Source organism: Spirochaetae bacterium HGW-Spirochaetae-1 (genome assembly GCA_002839375.1).
Taxonomy (GTDB): Bacteria; Spirochaetota; UBA4802; order UBA4802; family UBA5550; genus PGXY01.
The window spans coordinates 263,733-282,780 of the sequence record PGXY01000006.1; the positions used below are offsets into that span (position 1 = coordinate 263,733).

Sequence of the window (19,048 nt, forward strand, 5' to 3'; positions counted from 1 at the left end):
TACCCCGCTAACGAATTCACACCTGATTTTTATTGATGTCTGCAAATGATACTTTTTTGTGATGACAAATAAGCCGATATACTATATGACCGGAAATAACATTTCACGGCATAATTTCATGTTTTTGTAAAAACGGGTGATACAATGGCTATCGGTAAAGCTGAAAAAGCTGCTTATAATGACGAGATTAAGGACATAAAGAAAGAGGTTGATGAAATCAACAAGAAGGCCAGTGAACTTCTTGTGCGGAAAAAAAGGAAACCTAACCTTGAAAGCTATTATAATCTCGAAATAGCCACCTATCTTATGAATCTTATAGATCTGTATTTGCGCATGAATGACCTCTCTCTGGACATGCTGGGGATAAAAAATGAGAACTTCCTGAATAACGCCCGCAAGGAATTTTATAAAGTACTGCAGATGCTTGAAGAAATCGTGGGTGATGATATCGAACGCTCCCTGAGGGATAATGACGAATATCTCCTCCGTATTGATCAGCTCAACCCCAAACAGGTGCTTGATTACATGATCAAGGTGGAGAATATATTTTTCAGCCTGAGAAATAAGGTAGGTGAGGGTTCCAAATGGAAATGGTCCTTTGTTGAGCTTCAGGCCCGTGTTGCCGTTATCACGAAAAATATCACGGATTTTTCCGCTGTTGCAAGGTTCAGGGACCCGCGCAAACCCTATTTTAGGGAGCGGATTGACCTTATGAACATGTGCAAGGAAGGTCTGGCAGAAGCGGCCAAGCAGTACAGAACCAAATATGAACTTTCAGGCAAAGCACGCGATGACCTGAAAAAGTCCATTGAACTCCTGGCTGCCTTGAGGAAAATACATGTCCTTTTTGGTGAGGATGAAGATGCAACAAAACTGAAGAATACCATTGATGCTGCCAAGCAGGCACTTGAAGCAGAAGATAAAGCAAAAGAGAAAAAAAAGAAAGACAAAGATGTTAAAAAGTAACAAAAAGTAGTTTTCAGGGCTTGACATCTTTTTTTTTTCTTAGTATATTATTAGCACTCATAGATATTGAGTGCTAATAACGAGGCATTTCCCATGGCTGAAGTAACTTTGAATAACGATAGAATGCTTGATGAACGTGAATCCGCCATTCTGCGAGCTCTTGTGTATGAATATATTCTTACAGGTAAGCCCGTTGGCTCCCGTTCTTTTGTGCAGAAGTATTCATTCTCGATTTCACCCGCTACCATGCGGAATGTCATGTCTGATCTTGAAATGCTGGGCTACCTGAAACAGCCTCATACCTCGGCCGGGAGAATTCCCACTGACCGAGGATACCGATTCTACGTTGATTCTCTTCTTGAAAAATACAATTTCTCATACAATGATGAAATCAGAATCAAGGAGGAGATGATAACGCGGGAGCTTCAACTCGATAAAATTTTTGATTCTATAACAAAGCTGCTCTCCAATACATCAAGATATGCCGGTGTCATGCTGACACCGCGTACTGATTTTGCCGTGGTAAAAAGGATTGAACTGATTCCTGTTGACACAAATGAGATACTCATGATTCTTGTCGCCAGGACAGGCATGGTGATTACCAAGAAGGTTGTTGTTTCGGCTAATCTGACCCCCGATTCACTTCTGGAATATTCCCGGTATCTTACTTCTGAACTCTGCGGTTATTCGCTCCATGAAATCAAGATGACTATATTTGAAAGGCTTCGATTGGAAAAACTGACGGGATTGAACAAGGAAATGGCCCTGGATATTGCAGAATTGGGCCTCATCGGAGAAAATGAATCGGAATTGCACATTGACGGCATAGAAAATCTTTTGAAAATTCCTGAAATGGTTGAAGAGGAGCGGTTAAACAGCCTTCTTAATATTATAGAAGAAAAAAATATTCTCCGGGGAATTCTTGAGATAACCATGGAAATGGACGGTATCAGGACCATGATCGGTGAAGAGATTGACGATTCAAGGGTGACGGGATGCAGCGTAGTTGCCACGCCCTATAAAATCGGCAACAGAAATGTGGGTGTAATAGGTGTGTTGGGGCCCACAAGAATGGATTATGAAAAGGTGGTCCCTCTTGTGGATTATACAGGGAAGGTTGTTTCCGACCTGTTGACCCGAATGTCCAAATGACAGACCGGTTAAAAGATCAGTGTCGTATAACAATTGATCGAAGGCGCCTGCTGCCATGTGCGGGGGTGTCTGTAAAACAGGCCATATGGCGGGTTAATAATAATTGTGTAATTAATTAAACAGGGAAAGTGTGCATGGTAAAAAAGAAAAATGATAATCTCGATATTGATAAGGGCGGCGAACCGCTTGGTGCTGACCATCTGATGGGTGCCGGTGATGATTCTGCTCAGGAGCAAGTTGTACATGATCTCGCCGATGGCGATGATCGCAGAAATGCAGACAGGCGTGCGGCAGAAAGAAGAAAGGAGGAGCGAAGAAAAGATGCTCCTCATATTGAAGATCCCGAATTGGTTTCTCTACGTGAGAAGCTGGTGGAAAAGGACGAAGAGTTTATAACGATACAGGCGGAAGCCAATTCCATGAAGGATCTACTGCAAAGGCGACAGGCTGACTTTGAGAATTATAAAAAACGAATGGTGAAAATGCAGGAAGACGGCAAACGATTCGCTATAAAGGATTTCGCTACGGAGATAATACAGATTAATGATGATCTCCTTCGGGCGCTGGAAGCATCCAGTTCAGTGCTGCAGACCGGGGCTACCTGCGATGAATCTCATTCTTCCTTTGTGCAGGGAGTGTCGCTGATCTCTAAAAGAATAGAGGAAATTCTGGAAAAATTTGGTATAGTGGAAATCGATGCACAGGGGAAGGAATTCGATCCCAACTTCCATGAAGCGGTGGAAATAGAGATGGATGATTCCATTGACAGGGACACTGTGACAACGGTTCATCAGAAGGGATTCAGAATTGATGATCTGGTAATCAGGAGTTCCAAGGTGAAGGTTGCCAAGGCGGTTAAAAAATCAACCACCGGCAATGACAGCTGAATTTGAAAGGATTTTTTAGTTGCCGTATCTTCTGCCGGGTTCTGTGAAGTGAGTCGGCAGGTTTTTAGGGAAAATTTATATTACAAAAATAAATGAAATAATTAAATGAAATTTTATTACGAAGGAGACAGAATATGAGCAAAATAATCGGGATAGACCTGGGTACAACCAATTCATGCGTGGCCGTTATGACGGGCGGTGAACCGGTGGTCATTCAAAACTCCGAAGGACAGAGAACGACTCCATCTATAGTGGCGTTTAATGATAAAGGGGAGCGGCTTGTAGGGCAGGTGGCAAAGAATCAGATCATCACCAATCCGGAAAATACGATTCGATCAATAAAACGTTTTATGGGGATCGGTCATAACGAAATTGCCCATGAAAAGGCAATGGTTCCTTATCGTGTAGAGGAAGATTCCAAGGGTGGGGTAATGGTGAAAACAATCGCCGGTGATTTCTCTCCCCAGGAAATTTCGGCGCGTGTTCTTCAGAAAATGAAACAGACGGCAGAGGATTTTCTCGGCGAACCCGTATCAAAGGCCGTTATTACCGTGCCCGCCTATTTTAATGATGCCCAGCGGCAGGCTACGAAGGATGCAGGCCGGATTGCCGGCCTCGAAGTGGAGCGTATCATCAATGAGCCCACGGCAGCTGCCCTGGCCTATGGTCTTGATAAAAACAAGGAAAATGAGAAAATTGCCGTATTCGACCTGGGCGGCGGTACATTTGATATTTCCATTCTGGAACTGGGTGACGGCGTTTTCGAGGTCAAATCGACCAATGGTAATACTCACCTGGGCGGTGATGATTTTGACCAGCGGATAATGGAATGGCTCATTACTGAATTCAAGAAGCAGACGGGAATTGATGTTTCCACTGATAAAATGGCCCTGCAGCGTTTGAAGGAATCGGCTGAGAAGGCCAAGATTGAATTGTCCAGCAAACTGCAGACGGAGATAAACATTCCGTTTCTCACGGCAGACCAGAGCGGGCCAAAACACCTTATCGTAACCCTGACAAGGGCGAAGTTTGAACAGCTGGTGGAAGACCTAGTCATGTCAACAAAAACACCCTGTGTCCAGGCTCTTGAGGATGCGGGACTTACGGCCGGTGATATCGATGAAGTTATTCTTGTTGGCGGTTCAACGAGGATGCCGGCTGTCCAGGAGCTGGTAAAACAAATATTCGGGAAAGACCCGCATAAAGGGGTCAATCCTGACGAGGTTGTGGCACTTGGAGCCGCTATCCAGGGAGGAGTACTGGCCGGCGACGTGCATGACGTGCTTCTCCTTGATGTTACACCACTCTCTCTGGGCATAGAAACGCTTGGTGGAGTCATGACAAAGCTGATAGAAAGGAATACTACGATTCCCACAAGGAAGAGCCAGATATTCTCAACGGCCACGGACAGTCAGCCGGCAGTATCCATACATGTACTGCAGGGCGAGCGGGAACTGGCGGCGCAGAACAGGACTCTTGGCCGCTTTGATCTGACTGATCTTCCACCGGCTCCCCGGGGAGTGCCCCAGATTGAAGTTACTTTTGATATTGATGCAAACGGTATTGTCCATGTATCGGCAAAGGACCTGGGAACGGGCAAGGAACAGAAAATTACCATCGAATCTTCCAGCGGACTGAATGAAGATGAGATCAAGAAGATGGTGCGGGACGCCGAGGCCCATGCCGAAGAGGATAAAAAGGCTAAAGAGCTGATTGAGGCGCGCAATGAGGCTGATACCTTTATATATTCCATGGAAAAAATGCTCAAAGACAACGCCGATAAAATTGAACCGGCTGAAAAAAGCAGCATTGAAAAAGAAATGGAAAACCTTAAGAAGGTAATGACTTCGGACAATGCAAGTGAAATTAAAAATGCCAAAAGCAAACTGGAGCAGGCCTCGCATGGTTTTGCCCAGAGAATTTATCAGCAGGCATCACAGCAGCAAGGCCCTCAGGGCGGAAGCGCCCCGGAAGGGGACAAAGAAGAAGATGCGAAGGCTTCAGATGATTCGGGTAAGGAAAACGTCTATGACGCCGATTATGAAGTTGTGGATGATGAGGATAAAAAATAGTATATTAAACTAAAGTTGACCGGTGAATGACGGGGATTTATCCGGCATACCACCGGTCACACCGGGATGACGCCGTGGAGATCGGCTGTCAGCCCGGGTGTTTCTAATAGAGGGATGCGAGGAAAACATTGGCTAAACGTGATTATTATGAAGTGCTGGGAGTTTCAAAAAATGCCACGGAGCAGGAGCTGAAGCAGGCATACCGGAAACTCGCCCTGAAGTTTCACCCCGATAAAAATAAGGGTGACAAGGAATCTGAAGAAAAATTTAAAGAAGCCACCGAAGCATATGAGGTTCTCCGTGATCCCAAGAAAAGGGCCTCCTATGATAAATTCGGCCATGAGGGGATTCAGGGCTTTGAAGGGTTTGGGCGCACCGCCTATTCCGATTTTGCCGATATTTTTGAGGACCTGGGAGGCATCGGTGATATTTTTGAAGGACTTTTCGGATCATCCATGGGGGGGAGGTCGCGCAGCCAGAGAGTAAGACGAGGGTCTGATATTCAATATGACCTGGGTATTACTCTTGAAGAAGCGGCCTCGGGCCTTGAGGCGCAAATTGAAATTCCCCGCAATGAAACATGCGACGTATGCAACGGTACCGGATCAAAGGCCGGCACAAAGCCAACGGTTTGTCCCGTGTGCAACGGAATCGGACAGATCCGGCAGACACAGGGATTTTTCTCAATAACACAGACCTGTCCGCGATGCCGCGGTGAGGGGAAGATTATAACTTCACCGTGCTCTTCATGCAACGGCAGCGGTCTCAAGGTCAAGTCAAGAACCATCACGGTAAAAGTCCCGGCCGGTGTGGAGTCGGGATCGCGGCTGAAGATTAGCGGCGAGGGTGAACAGGGGCCTGGCAGCGGTCCCCGGGGCGACCTCTATGTGGTCATGCATGTCAAGAAACATCCACTATTTGAACGTCACGGTAATGACATATTGAGTGTCATCAACCTGTCGTTTTCCATTGTCTGTCTCGGCGGTGATATTGAGGTGCCTACCATAACGGGTGCAAAGGCCAAAATGAAAATACCGCCAGGTACCGAAAATGGTCAGATTTTCCGGCTCAAGGGAAACGGTATCCCGTACCTGGGCTCATATGGAAGAGGTGATCAGCTGGTAAAGGTGAATATCGCCGTGCCAAAGAAACTATCACCGAAACAAAAAGAGTTACTCAAGGAATTTGCCCGGCTTTCGGGAGAAAATCTGAACTGAGCAACATTACTCTGAACAACGGGGAAAAATGATAAAAGCTGTGGGGGAGGGGCTTGTGTTAGACTATTTAGTTGTTTCCCCTGCAGCGGCATGCAGGAAATGCATCCATACAAGAGCTCTCTGTCTCCTCCTTTGATCTTCAGGAATAAATATTTTTCATCTTGACGTACATATATATAGGCATAAACCTGTAAAATTAATTCAGGTGGCGGTATTGCAGGGTAAAGAACAGGGAACAGAGGGAGAAATATCCGTCTATTCTGATATAATAATGGGTTAATAGTGGGATATGGATTCCCGGTATGCAAATATCAAAACGGGAGAAAGGACATGTTGCCAATAGTTGATTATGGAAGTATTGCCATTGTCGTTCCCAAAATCGCCGCTGTGGGCGGCGTTGTAAAAGATGAAAAAAAGTATGGTTTCGAAGTCTTTCTCGAAGGAACCAGGGAGCCCATCATTGTAAGGTTCGACACTGAAAAGGAAGCTGAAGAATCCCGCAATGAACTGGTAGCCATTATAGCCCAGTATCATTATACGGTTGAGATGGGGCCTGACTTTGATATTGAAGAACTGATGGAAAACCTGGATGAAGAAGAATTTCATGAAGAGGATGAGGATAAAAAAGAGCATTGATGTACAGGATGCTATCAGCCGCCTTTGAACGCTGCCGGTACGCACTATCACGGGAACCTGCGAATTAATGCCGTGAAATGATAAGGAAACAGGAAGGACTGTAATGATTCAGAATAATATTGAATTGCTGGAGAGAGGTACGGAAGAAATAATTCCGCGTGATGAATTTCTTAAAAAAATTGAGAAATCGGAAAAAGAAAACAAACCTCTTATCATAAAAGCCGGGTTTGATCCTACAGCACCTGATATTCATCTCGGCCATACGGTATTGCTGCGGAAAATGAAACATTTTCAGGATATGGGCCATACCGTTGTTTTTCTTATCGGTGATTTTACCGGTATGATCGGGGACCCTTCGGGGAAATCGGAAACAAGAAAACGGCTGACAAAGGAAGAGGTTCTGGAAAATGCCGAGACGTATAAAAAGCAGGTCTTCAAGATTCTTGATAAAGAGAAAACCGTTGTGGAATTCAATTCCCGATGGTGCACGCCTATGACTTTCGCCGATGTGCTTGATCTTACTTCCCGTTATAATGTGGCGCGCATGCTGGAGCGTGATGATTTTTCCAACCGGTATCGGAACCAGAAGCCCATATCAATTCTCGAATTCATGTATCCCCTGGTGCAGGGATATGATTCCGTGGCACTCAAGGCAGATGTGGAGTTGGGGGGCACTGATCAGAAGTTCAATCTCCTGGTAGGCCGGGACCTGCAGCGTGAGTATGGGCAGGAACCCCAGGTAATCATGACTCTACCCCTGCTGGTGGGTCTGGACGGCGTTCAGAAAATGAGCAAGTCCCTTAACAATTATATAGGCATCAACGAGACTCCCCGGGATATTTTTGGAAAGGTCATGTCCATATCGGATGAACTGATGTTTCTCTACTATGAACTGGTTACGGACCTTCCCATGGAAGAGGTGAAGAGCCTGAAAAAGGGCATGTCCGATGGTTCCCTGCATCCGCGGAATGTAAAGGTAAAGCTCGCAAAGGAAATCTGCGCACAGTTTTACAGCCGGGACACGGCCGATGAGGCCGAAGCCGAATTTAACAAAATATTCGTCCAGAAGGATGTACCCGATGAAATCGAGGAATATACCGTTCCGGGAAGTGAGTTAAAGGATGGGAAAATCTGGATAATCAAACTACTGGTGCTCGCGGGTATGTCAAAGACCAACGGCGAGGCGCGCAGGCTTATCCAGGGTGGAGGGGTTACCCTGGACGGGGAGCGGATCGTGGATCAGGAACTGGAAGTAGAGCTTCCCGTGGCTGGTGAAGGCATATTGAAAGTAGGCAAGAGAAGATTTGTAAAGATTCTTTTATGATACAGTTCGGCGCCCGGATAGAAAGATTTTATGTTTCATCATGGAGAACGGATCGGGACATAAAACGGGCATACATCTTATTATGAGAAAAAAAATAAATCGCACAAAATGTGTAACTAACCAGGGGACTTCATGTCTGACATAGATGATATAGAGATAGTTGATAAGGTTCTTGCTGGTGACATCGAGGCTTTCTCGGTTATTATTGAGAAATATCAGAATATGGCATTCAGATATGTATTTTCTCAGTTTAATAACTATGACGAAGCCATGGATATCACACAGGATATCTTCATTATGGCAATGGAGGCCCTGAAGACTTTCAGAAGGGAGTCTAAATTTTCCACCTGGTTTTACAGTATCATGGTAAATTACTGTAAAAACTATCGCAAGAAAGCCAGGCGGTATATGACGGTTCCCATAAATGCCGTAAAAGACGATGAGGATTATGAGATCCAAATACCTGACGAGCGCGCTGATCCCGAAAACGACATTGTGATGAGCGATTCTCTCAGGATAGTGAAAGAGGAAATTCATAATCTGCCCGACGATTACCGGGAAGTTCTGATTCTGAGAGATATTGAGGGATTGTCATATAATGAGATCGCGGAGATATTGGATATAAAATTATCCAATGTCAAGGTACGGATTCACCGGGGTAGGGAGCTCTTGAAGAACAGATTATACGCCAGGGGGCTAGTATGAGCGCCGAACATATTTCATTTGATAAGCTTTCAGATTTGCATGATGATGAAATATCCATCCAGGAAGAAAAGGATTTTATACTACAGCACCTGGAAGAGTGTATCCAGTGCGGCGGTGAATTCAGGCGATTGAAAGATACTATATGCCATTGTATTGCTTTCCGTAATATGAATTTCTGTCATGAAAACATGTCCATGAGGATAATGAAAGTTGTTCGATGGCGGCGGAGAAAGGCCGTGTTTTATCGAGCCCTGCCTGCCGTTGCCGCAACGGTAATCATAATAACCGGTGCGGGAATTTTCACCTCGGGGATGTTTAATCCCGGAAACAGCGAGAGCAGCGATTCCTTTGCAACCACGGCTATGTACGATGCAACCGATATGGAGCAGGTTGTAAAAATTTTAAGTAAAAATAACGCGAAAATACTCCAGGTTTCGGATTTGTTTATTGAGGGCGAGACGACCGTTGAGAAATTTAAAAAGCTTCGTCGTGATCTGGGTTTCCGTAAAGTCGTATACAGCCTGACAAATCAGAAGGCGCAGTACAGGCAGTCATGGCAGTGGAAAAATCCCGGTATTGAAGAGGTGGGTCTGAACAGCAAGGAATTTGCTTCCGCTTCAGCGTTTCCTGATGCCAGGGAACAGGAAAAATATATCCGCTTCAGAGTATTCAAATAACGGGCAATAGCTTTTACACTGAAAGTAATCTTCCGTCAGTTTTCCCTGTTTTGTGCCGACAGAACGGTATGGAGCGTTTCTTTTGAAATTAAACCCCTGTTAAGAAGTATCATCCCCAACAGTCCGCCGTTTTTTTCCTGAATCTCAAGAGCCTCCTCAAGTTCTTCCCTGGAAATGAAGCCGTTGCCGACAAGAATCTCTCCTATTTTAATCCGTTGCAGTTGTTTTTCCATATGTACACCCTGGTTGTTACGCTTCTTGTGACCGGTTTACCTGGCATGGTAATCAAGAAATCTATTGGTGTCATAAATAATGCCGCCGCAAACGCCCTGGGAACTGTAAAGTGAGGAATTATGGCTTATGTCATCATAATCAGCCTGGGCATCTTCTATATGCAAGATGGTGAAGCCATGATCCGAGGCATCGCGCGCCGTTGTTTCAACGCACTGACTGGTGGCAAGCCCGGTAAAAACGAGTGATTGTATCCCCCTGTCTTTGAATATCTGTGCTATCTGTGTCGAGGTAAAGGCGCTGTAGGTTGTTTTGTCTATGATAATGCAGTTTTTATCGTCGGGATCGGGTCTAAACTCGTCAATGATCTCTGCCATTGGGTCGGATGCAAGTGGGTAAATATTATGGAATCCCAGTTGGCGGCCCTTTTCATTTGTTTCCCTGAAAAAGCGGTGCAGGTCTCTCCGTTCTTCATCGGAGCTGCATAATCGCAGGAATACGACGGGACAGGAATTTTCCTGAAAGAACCGGTATAAGCGTTGTATATTGGGGATTACTGTTTCACGGCATCGTGTAAGAATATAATCCATGCTGTCGGGCCATAGATGTGTAAAATAGTGATAATAGGATGATTCCTCCGATAGATAATATTTCTGCATATCGACAATCATCAAGGCCGTATCTGGTGTAAGCACTGGATCCGCTCCGTAATAAGCTGTAAATTATTATATTTTCCGCATCTGCTTCATGATGAAGAAACATGCATGTATAATACCACTAAAAGGATACCATGAAATATAAAATAGTCAATAACAATAATAGGGGATACGCCTCAAATGAATATTTAAAAAGTGAGATGAAAAACAACTTGCTTTACAATTTTATTATTATTCACGATAATATTAAAAGATAAATCGGTATTAAGGTAATTGTGTATTGAGGTTGATGAGATGAATACGATTAATATGATCTCGGCCCTTCTGGCATCCATAATCCTGCTGGGAATGGCCATATTTGTTCTGATAAAAGACTGGAGGGACCAGGTAAACAGGTACTATGTCTTCTATAACCTCATGGCTCTCGGCATTCTTTTCACCATGTTCGTGACCTATGCCTTCCAGGAAACAGTTGATCTTACGCATCTCAATAAAATTACACAGATGTTCACCATCATGTTTTTTGCCAGCTTTTTTACCATGTCTCTCGTGTTTCCCAAGACGGGCAAGGCCTTCCCTTTGTATATTACGCTCTTAACCCTGACTCCTTCAGCGATCATCGGCGCGCTGGTAATGAATACGGACCTGACTATTGCCAGGGCCTATTTCAAAGACGGTATGCTGGTGCGGGAATTCAAAGCTTTTTATACCTGGTATGCAGCTGCTACTTTTCTGTACCTCCTGGCGGGGACGGCGAATTTCATACGCAAGTATTTCCGTACAAAAGTTGAGATTTATCGTCTCCAGATGCGTTACCTTTTTGTGGGTTCATCCTTTGCCCTCATTTTCGCCGCCACCTGTTCCATTATTCTGCCCAGGCTGCTCAATTATTCCAAGCTATATGCTATCGGTCCATCCATTGCTTCGTTTATTGTTACCGCGGCCCTTTTCTATTCGGTAATATCCTACAACCTCATGGAGATAAGGACTGCCATTCATAAAACTGCCATGTACAGTATAATATCGGCCATCATTTTTATTCCGATCTATGCCATTATTGCCTTCTATTACAATGGTTCCTTTTACCTGGACAGGTTGCCGCTTCATATAATTGTGGCCCTTGTCGTTATTATCTTTTTTATCCTCTCCTTTTATGTCCACCCCCAGATCGACCGAATGTTTAAACGCAAGCAGTACCAGTTTGAAAACATTGTGGACACCTTTATCCGCAAGATCGAAGACATTAAGGACCCCAACAGTGTTGTTGAACGGACAATTGATACCCTCTTCAAGAGCCTCTATCTCCGTCGGGCCTTCTATCTCGTCTATAATGAGAAGTCGAGAAAGTACGAGGTTTCACACTACAAGGGCGGTGATTCAGATGGAGCCGTGGAACCCGTGGACAGAAACTCCACGCTTATCCGCTGGTTTGTGAGAAACCAGGAGGTGCTCAATGTGGGACGGATCTATACTGATGATAAGAGCTTTGCCGATATTCGCGACGAGATGATCGATTTTTTTACCGCTAATGATGTAGTCACCATATTGCCCATGTATCATGAGAAACGGGTCATTGGCCTTGTCTGCCTGGGCGCTAAAGACAACCTGGCTGCCTATACTCCCGATGAGCTGGAAAAGCTGGCGACGTTCCAAAAGGAAAGTAACGAAATAATTTCCACAACACTGACATATCAAAAGGCCAGTGAGGAACAGTTTATCGCCAGAACGCTGGACCTCTCGTCTTATATTCTTGCCAAATCAATCCCCGGGGAACTTCCCAATGTGCAGGGAATTAAATTCGGCGCTTTCATGATTCCCCGTTATGCCGAGGGCGTGGATTATTTTGATTTTATTCGTCCTGCCGAGGATGGTATCGGCGTTATTATCACCGATGTTTCCGGTGTGGGGATCAACAGCGCTCTTTATTCCATTCTCCTGCGGTCGGCTTTCCAATCCTGTCTCAATGACGCCCCGTCGACATATTCCGTGACCCAGACCCTTAACAGGGTTGTGTATGAATATTCAAAAGGGAAGGGGGGGCTGGTCACATCCTATTACATGTATTATGATATAAAAACCATGCGACTCATGTATACCAATGCGGGATTCCCCTCCCTTGACCTCTTCAGGGTTGAAAAAAACGATTTCGATTCGCTCGATACGGAAGGAATACCCCTGGGTTATGATATATCCGCCAGCTATGGTTCGGGACGGACAAATATGCTTCGTGGAGATATTGGCATTCTTTATACGCGCTCCCTGGTAAATGCGAAAAATCAGAAGGGTGAAAAGTTTGGTCTGCTGCGTCTTCGCGAGGTCATCAAGGAAAACAGGTCCCGAAAGCCAACGGAGATTGCCAGGGGTATTCACAAGGCGTATGAGAAATTTATGGGTCTCAGCTCTCCCGAGGCGGATATTATGACTCTTGTATTCAAAATTGGATAAAAAAGCCCGTCTGGGTAGAAAGTATATAAAAAAAATTGTCTATTCTTCACCTAATGTAAAATTTTAGATCATGTATATTGACGTTTCTACTTTTTTTGTATAAAATAAAGGTAACGGATGTCCATGTACATGAAGGGAGATTTTTAATCAAGAGGTGGAGGAAGATGTATGGATAATTGCGAAGGATTTAAAAGGGCCTTTATTGAGCGGCGTGAAGAGGTAAATCTTTGCAATTCTATTTTCGGTGAATGCTGGCTTGAAGAACTCCGCGAAATGGACAAACATGAAATTTTGGTGAGAATTTGTGATATTCTGGGACCCTGCCCGTCAAATTTTACAATTGCAGAGAAAATATTTGAAAGCCTGAAATTTGATATTGCAAAATTTGTGCTTCATCATGAATACAGCAGGGAGAATGCAATCCGTTCGAAACTACTCATGTGGCTTGACGGCAAGATTAACCCGGACACTGAGCAAAAGCTGTCGGAATTTTGTAATAAATATCTGAAATAACAGTGGAAAAGAAAAAATTGCTTCTTCATACATGCTGTGCGCCCTGCACTGGTCATGTATATGAGGTGTTGTCGGCAGAGTACTGCGTTACCGCCTTTTTTTTTAATCCAAATATCAGCCCGCGTACTGAATACAACAAACGACTTGATGAATTAAAAAAATATGCCCTGACAAGGAATTTTCCCCTGGAGGAAGGTCCGTATGATATCAGGGGGTGGACTGCCCGCGTGAGGCCCCTGCGGTTTCATGGCGAACGATCAGTGCGGTGCAGGGAGTGCTTCAGGTTCCGGCTTGGGGAAACTTTCAAGAAGGCGGAACAATTGCGGATGGAGGCCGTTGCCACATCACTTTCCATCAGTCCGCATAAGGATGCCGCCGTGATTAACGCTCTTGGCCGGGAGCTGCAGGATCAATATGGTATCGAATTCCATGCCGCCGATTTTAAAAAACAGGATGGATATAAAAAATCCGTAGAAATCTCGCGGCTCCATGGATTCTATCGGCAGGATTACTGCGGCTGTATCTATTCAAAGATGGAGCGGGACAGGGAATCGGCCTGGAGCGCCAGGGTCCGGGCCTTTAGAAGTTCGTTTCAATAAATAGTATGACAGTTTTATGATGCTTTGTAGTTTAGAGACCCGTGTCATCGGGAGCTTATGCATCTGTTGATGACCTGTTCCAGCATGAGGTGCGAAGTGTCATCGGGATACCGCTCGGCATGGATTCTTCCTACGGCAACGCGGGGTTCCGGCCTGAGGCTGCCGCAGTGGACGTAGCTGCTGGCAATATATCCCTTGTTTTTCCAGTTGAAAATAACGGTATGATCGTCATGAATGGTTTCGATGATGCGGATTTTTTCGTTCCCGGGGAATGAATTATCCAGGGCCTGAATCAGGTCTTCAATGGAAACATCACAGGCATTGAACATATCATTCCCCTCCATGAAGCAGAAAGACAGTGTTAATGCGACATAATGCATAGTCTTTTCTTATAGTCAAGAATCTTTTTTGCATTCTTCTCTCGTGAGGGGAAAAATGAATTCCGGACGAATTAGAAAAAATATCATCACGGAAGCGCTGAGAACGCGGAGAATGAAATTGGAATGCCGGCATGACAATTAAAATGCAGTATAAAAGACAAAAAACCTCCGTGACCTCTGTGTCTCCAGCGAACTACGGCGAGTGTGTGGAGATATGTATCAATATTCATTCCCTGCATTCTCTGTAATGATTTGGCCTCTTTTACGAAAAAAAATTCAGATTCCTCCCGCAATAAAAATTAAAAATTCATTAAATGAACCTGTTGAAGCGTATTATAAGCAGGGCACTGCAGGATGAGGGGGATATGGTATTGTGAGACTCAACAGGGAACAGTATGCGGCTTCGCGGGCACGAACCGGTATACAACTGGTCCTGGCCGGTGCGGGTACAGGGAAATCCAAAACATTGATTGAAAAAATCCGGAGCCTCCTGGTTTATACGGATCTGCGGGAGGAGAATCTTCTTGTATTAACCTTCAGCAGGAAGGCCGTGGAGGAGATACGGCAGCGGCTTGTCGGTGAAACGGGTATGAAAGCCGGGTTGGTCACTGTAGAGACTTTCCATTCCTTCTGTTTTATGCTTCTGAAAAAATACAGAGAGGAATTTTTAGCAATATCTGGATATGACGTATTTCCCCGTTTAATCGACGAAGATGAGAGCAGGGATGCGGTGCGGGAGATCGTCAGGAATAATCTGAAGGGCATGAAGGGCCTGCCCGTGGACATTATATGCCGACTCGTGGGATTTTCGCATATCAGCGGTGGGCTTTGGCAGAAACTGGACAGGCTGGGTCTGACAGCGGAACTGGAAAGTATCCGGGAACAGTACGGGGAATATAAAATATGTCGGGGGCTCATCGATTTCAATGACATGGTCCGTCTCTGCATCGGGCTTCTTGAGGGCTGCGGTTCTGTTTTAAACCGGGTGACCCATCGTTATCGATACATTTTAGTCGATGAATTTCAGGATACATCCAGGGATCAGTTCAGGTTTCTTGAACTTCTGGTAGGGGATGGGAAAAACAGCCTTTTTGTCGTGGGCGATGACTGGCAGGCCATCTATGGTTTCAGAGATGCCTGCGTTGAATATATCGTGAACATGCGGGATTATTTTGGCGATGTCACGGTGCATGCACTCAATAAAAACTATCGTTCAAAAAAGGAGATTGTGAAGCTGTCCAATACATTCATCGGAAATAATAAAAACAGGACGGATAAGAAACCCGTTTCCTGCCGCGGAAAGGGGGGGCGCATTGTTCATCGACGGGTTTCGGGTTTTGATAATGAGGCTGCGGTTATTTCTGAAATTCTTGCGGACTGTGAACCGGGCGATGCGGCCGTCCTGTATCGGAACAATTGGCAGGGAGAATTCCTTCGAAAGAATATCCACTGTGACAGGAAAAATCTGGATGTCCGGTTTCTTACCATGCATGCTTCCAAAGGGCTTGAATTTAAAACTGTTATAATAGCAGGCATTGCCGATGCCATCATTCCCGATAAATCAGCATACCTGGAAGAGGAAAGGAGGCTTTTCTACGTGGCACTCACCAGGGCCCGGGACCATCTGTATCTCATTTCCCATGCGGGAATCCGGGGAGAGCTGCCCAGGTTCTGCCGGGAGCTGAAACTGAGGGAATAAAAACCACGACAGCCGGGGTTTTTTGGTTAAAAAAAAATAACCCGAGGGCTAAATTAAATATTGACATTATTGCCTTCCGATATGAAAAGTAAATCAGTCTAATATTTAAAGGGAGAGTGCCATGGGAGTTGATAAAGCTATACTTGATTTTATAAGGGAATACCATGTTCTTTGTGAGAATACCATTTGGATTGCCGTTTTGATCGCAGGCTTTGTTGCGATTTCAGGATGCATCAGGTTCGGCATTGCCGTCTACAGACGGGCAAAGGGGATATATCCTCCCGCAGCCAGCCAGATGGAAGAACATTGAAAACTGTTTCTTCGGAACGGTTTTTTTAAGGCTAACAATAGTGATAGGTATTTGCAGAATCATATCGCGTAAATACTTATCACTATACATAGTACCACTCTTTTTTGCCATCCTCTGCTTCTTCTGTCCCTATTCCAGCGCTGAAAAAGATTTCTACGGTTCCATCGATATTGAGCAGTATGTAACAGGTAGATTCGATCCGTCCCAAAACAAGGCTTTTATATCTTTGAAAGAAGCAGGTGTTCCCTGTGACGAGAAACAGCATTTTCTCAGGAAGGACGCTGCTGCTGCGCTGAAGGAAATGCTGGAACGATTTCACCGGGAAAATCCCGGTGTCGGGATATTTGTGAGAAGTTCCACCAGAACCTTTCAGGATCAGCGAAAAATATGGAATGATAAATGGGATGGAACGGTCCTGGTAAACGGTGTCAATCTCCGTAAATCAATCGCGGACCCGGGGAAGAGGGCCCGGGAGATATTGCGCTATTCATCCATGCCCGGGACGTCGAGGCATCACTGGGGGACTGATGTGGATTTTAACAGCCTGGCTAACAGCTATTTCGGGAAGGGGAAGGGGAAAGTGATCTTTGACTGGCTCTGTGCCCATGGGGCTGAATATGGTTTTTGCCGGCCCTATACCGAGGGAAGACAAAGCGGCTATAATGAAGAAAAATGGCACTGGTCCTATAGTCCGGCAGCGAAAATATTTCTTGCCGACTGGAATAAGTTTGTGAGCGGAAAAGCCGGCACTGATGCCGGTGCACAGTTTCACGGTGCAAGGGAAGCCTGGCCTCTCGCTTCCCTGTATGTAAACAGCATCAACGAGGATTGCCGGTGAAAGTACTACTGGCATATCTTTGCGATTATGATGACAGGGACGATTATTACCTGTCGCTGCTTCCCTACGGCATCACGTCCATGGCTGCCTGGCTGGAGAAAAAGGGGTTCGATATAACATTGGCAAATTTCAGCCGTGAGGGGCACCGCGGCGCCCTTGCGTATATCGAGAAAGAAAAGCCCCACGTGGTGGGACTTTCCATCTTTTCATTTAACAGAACCGAGTCCCTTAAGCTGATAAAGAAGATTAAGGAGAGGCATCATAATATTAAAATCATAGCGGGCGGTCCTCATGCCACCTTTCTGGCCCGTGAAATCATTGACCGGTATCCCCAGATCGATCATATAATTCAGGGTGAGGCGGAACATGCCATAGCCGGGCTGCTCGATGATATGGAGAATGGCAGGAGCGCCGAAAAAATAATCAGCGGACAAAGAATAACGGACCTGGACAGCCTGCCTTATCCGTCGGCTTTTGCAGGAAGGTCCATGGGCATTAACCATAATGAGCAGTATAAATTTATCGTTACTTCCAGGGGATGCCCGAGCAACTGCACATTTTGTTCGTCACCTTCGTTCTGGTCCCGGAGGACCGCTTTTCGCAGTCCCGAAAATATTTTTAACGAGATAGTGCATATACACCGGAAATATGGCGTCATTTATTTTTCCATCCGTGACGACAATTTTACCATGAAAAAAGACCGTGTCATGAAACTAACCAGGATGATCCGCGAAAGCGGTCTCTACATCATGTGGAACTGTCAGGCCCGTGTCGATACCATCGATGAAGACATGCTCCGGGAGATGAAACTGGCCGGGCTCGAGCATATCCAGTACGGCGTTGAATCGGGATCAGAATCAGTCCTGGCCCGATATAACAAGGATATCAGCATTGATGATATTGTCAATGCTGCCGGGGCGACCAGGAAGGCGGGAGTATATCTGTCCATATATCTCATGACGGGCATGCTGGGTGAAACCGGGGCGGATGTAAAGAAGACAATACAGCTCATTAAAAAAATACTTCCCGGCGACGGCATCGTATCGCCCGTTGCCTACTATCCCGGTACCGCCATGTATGAAGAGATGAAGGCAAAGGGACTCGTTTCCGACGACATCTGGTTCAAGTCCCACGAGAGCGGTATATTTGTCAGAAACGATCCTGCAGTTCATGAATGGATGAACAGGCTGCTGAACGAGCTGGGGAAAATAAGAAGACATTCCTGGTACCGGGAAAAGGACTTCAGGGAACACCGCAGCTACATGGGAGAAGACTGCTGGGTTACCGACATGCTGGAAGGTGATTTTTATCTCCACGAAGAGAAGCTTTCCGAAGCGGAACAATGCTATGCCAGGGTAACGGAAAAATATCCACGCAATGTCTGGGGTCATCTCCGCATGGGCAAGGTTCATTTTTTCAAGGAGGAATTTACGGTCTCGGAAAAATATTTCCGGACTGCCGCGGAAATTGTTCCGGCCTATTACGGGGCATGGCTGAAGCAGGCGGAAGCTCTCCTGGTGCAGGGAAAAAGGGGCGAGGCAAGGTCTGCTGCCGAAAGAGCTTTCTCTCTGAACCGGTACGACGCGAGAATACGGAATGTTAAAAATCTGCTTCACCATTGATACATTCGATGGAGGGGAATGAGTCATTTGACGATAATTACAGTAGGGGGATTCCGGCGCTATATCCCCGGCTATTTTAGTCTGTAACAAAAGGGCCGGAAGAGAATACATACGTGAAC

At 45.5% G+C, this 19,048-nt stretch carries 20 protein-coding genes; 16 read left to right on the plus strand and 4 right to left on the minus strand.

All coding sequences use genetic code 11. The annotated features are described in order from the left end of the window. The first annotated feature begins 144 nt into the window (after positions 1-144). From CVV44_13325 to CVV44_13365, 9 genes are all read left to right on the plus strand, one after another. Positions 145-966, plus strand: a complete 822-nt coding sequence (locus CVV44_13325; protein ID PKL38143.1) for a hypothetical protein — start codon at positions 145-147, stop codon at positions 964-966. A 93-nt stretch (positions 967-1,059) separates the two neighbouring features. Next, a complete protein-coding gene (gene hrcA / locus CVV44_13330; protein PKL38144.1) occupies positions 1,060-2,118 on the plus strand; it encodes a heat-inducible transcription repressor HrcA in 1,059 nt (352 codons plus the stop codon). Between the two features lie 134 nt (positions 2,119-2,252). Next, positions 2,253-3,005: a nucleotide exchange factor GrpE gene (gene grpE, locus CVV44_13335; protein ID PKL38145.1), complete on the plus strand. Its 753-nt coding sequence runs from the start codon at positions 2,253-2,255 to the stop codon at positions 3,003-3,005. Positions 3,006-3,139: 134 nt separating this feature from the next. Then, positions 3,140-5,077, plus strand: coding sequence for a molecular chaperone DnaK (locus CVV44_13340; protein PKL38146.1), 1,938 nt, complete (start codon positions 3,140-3,142; stop codon positions 5,075-5,077). 128 nt (positions 5,078-5,205) lie between these two features. Next, positions 5,206-6,294: a molecular chaperone DnaJ gene (gene dnaJ / locus CVV44_13345; GenBank protein PKL38147.1), complete on the plus strand. Its 1,089-nt coding sequence runs from the start codon at positions 5,206-5,208 to the stop codon at positions 6,292-6,294. 330 nt (positions 6,295-6,624) lie between these two features. Then, a complete protein-coding gene (locus tag CVV44_13350) occupies positions 6,625-6,930 on the plus strand; it encodes a hypothetical protein (GenBank protein PKL38148.1) in 306 nt (101 codons plus the stop codon). Positions 6,931-7,033: 103 nt separating this feature from the next. Further along, entirely contained in the window at positions 7,034-8,254 is a 1,221-nt protein-coding gene (locus tag CVV44_13355) for a tyrosine--tRNA ligase (protein ID PKL38149.1), read from the plus strand. Positions 8,255-8,386: 132 nt separating this feature from the next. Continuing rightward, on the plus strand, positions 8,387-8,959 hold the full coding sequence (locus CVV44_13360) for an RNA polymerase subunit sigma (protein ID PKL38150.1): 573 nt from the start codon (positions 8,387-8,389) through the stop codon (positions 8,957-8,959). Beyond that, on the plus strand, positions 8,956-9,636 hold the full coding sequence (locus CVV44_13365) for a hypothetical protein (GenBank protein ID PKL38151.1): 681 nt from the start codon (positions 8,956-8,958) through the stop codon (positions 9,634-9,636). Before CVV44_13360 ends, CVV44_13365 begins: the two co-directional genes overlap by 4 nt. Before the next feature lie 35 nt (positions 9,637-9,671). Here the strand turns inward: CVV44_13365 and CVV44_13370 are convergent, their stop codons facing one another. Beyond that, positions 9,672-9,869: a hypothetical protein gene (locus CVV44_13370; GenBank protein PKL38152.1), complete on the minus strand. Its 198-nt coding sequence runs from the start codon at positions 9,867-9,869 to the stop codon at positions 9,672-9,674. A 36-nt stretch (positions 9,870-9,905) separates the two neighbouring features. Beyond that, the gene (locus CVV44_13375; GenBank protein ID PKL38153.1) at positions 9,906-10,538 is read right to left on the minus strand and encodes a hypothetical protein; all 633 of its coding nucleotides are present in this window, start codon (positions 10,536-10,538) and stop codon (positions 9,906-9,908) included. A 279-nt stretch (positions 10,539-10,817) separates the two neighbouring features. Between CVV44_13375 and CVV44_13380 the strand changes: the two genes are divergently transcribed. From CVV44_13380 to CVV44_13390, 3 genes are all read left to right on the plus strand, one after another. Beyond that, complete coding sequence (locus CVV44_13380) at positions 10,818-12,968, plus strand: hypothetical protein (protein ID PKL38154.1); 2,151 nt, start codon at positions 10,818-10,820, stop codon at positions 12,966-12,968. Between the two features lie 168 nt (positions 12,969-13,136). Beyond that, positions 13,137-13,481 carry a hypothetical protein gene (locus tag CVV44_13385; GenBank protein PKL38155.1) on the plus strand — a complete coding sequence of 115 codons (345 nt, stop codon included), beginning with the start codon at positions 13,137-13,139 and terminating at the stop codon, positions 13,479-13,481. Continuing rightward, positions 13,469-14,080, plus strand: a complete 612-nt coding sequence (locus CVV44_13390) for a hypothetical protein (protein PKL38156.1) — start codon at positions 13,469-13,471, stop codon at positions 14,078-14,080. The genes CVV44_13385 and CVV44_13390 overlap by 13 nt, the downstream gene beginning before the upstream one ends. Before the next feature lie 44 nt (positions 14,081-14,124). On the opposite strand, the gene CVV44_13395 is transcribed toward CVV44_13390, so the two are convergent. After that, positions 14,125-14,409, minus strand: a complete 285-nt coding sequence (locus CVV44_13395; GenBank protein PKL38157.1) for a hypothetical protein — start codon at positions 14,407-14,409, stop codon at positions 14,125-14,127. 424 nt (positions 14,410-14,833) lie between these two features. Here CVV44_13395 and CVV44_13400 point away from each other — a divergent pair, with 424 nt between their 5' ends. Together CVV44_13400 and CVV44_13405 are read left to right on the plus strand one after the other, a co-directional pair. Continuing rightward, positions 14,834-16,159, plus strand: coding sequence for a hypothetical protein (locus tag CVV44_13400; GenBank protein ID PKL38158.1), 1,326 nt, complete (start codon positions 14,834-14,836; stop codon positions 16,157-16,159). Between the two features lie 121 nt (positions 16,160-16,280). Continuing rightward, positions 16,281-16,469, plus strand: a complete 189-nt coding sequence (locus CVV44_13405) for a hypothetical protein (protein ID PKL38159.1) — start codon at positions 16,281-16,283, stop codon at positions 16,467-16,469. Between the two features lie 82 nt (positions 16,470-16,551). On the opposite strand, the gene CVV44_13410 is transcribed toward CVV44_13405, so the two are convergent. Continuing rightward, positions 16,552-16,788, minus strand: coding sequence for a hypothetical protein (locus CVV44_13410; protein ID PKL38160.1), 237 nt, complete (start codon positions 16,786-16,788; stop codon positions 16,552-16,554). Between CVV44_13410 and CVV44_13415 the strand changes: the two genes are divergently transcribed. Both CVV44_13415 and CVV44_13420 read left to right on the plus strand, forming a co-directional pair. Next, a complete protein-coding gene (locus tag CVV44_13415; GenBank protein ID PKL38161.1) occupies positions 16,771-17,307 on the plus strand; it encodes a hypothetical protein in 537 nt (178 codons plus the stop codon). The genes CVV44_13410 and CVV44_13415 overlap by 18 nt on opposite strands. Beyond that, a complete protein-coding gene (locus tag CVV44_13420; protein PKL38162.1) occupies positions 17,304-18,929 on the plus strand; it encodes a hypothetical protein in 1,626 nt (541 codons plus the stop codon). Before CVV44_13415 ends, CVV44_13420 begins: the two co-directional genes overlap by 4 nt. Positions 18,930-19,048 lie beyond the last annotated feature (119 nt).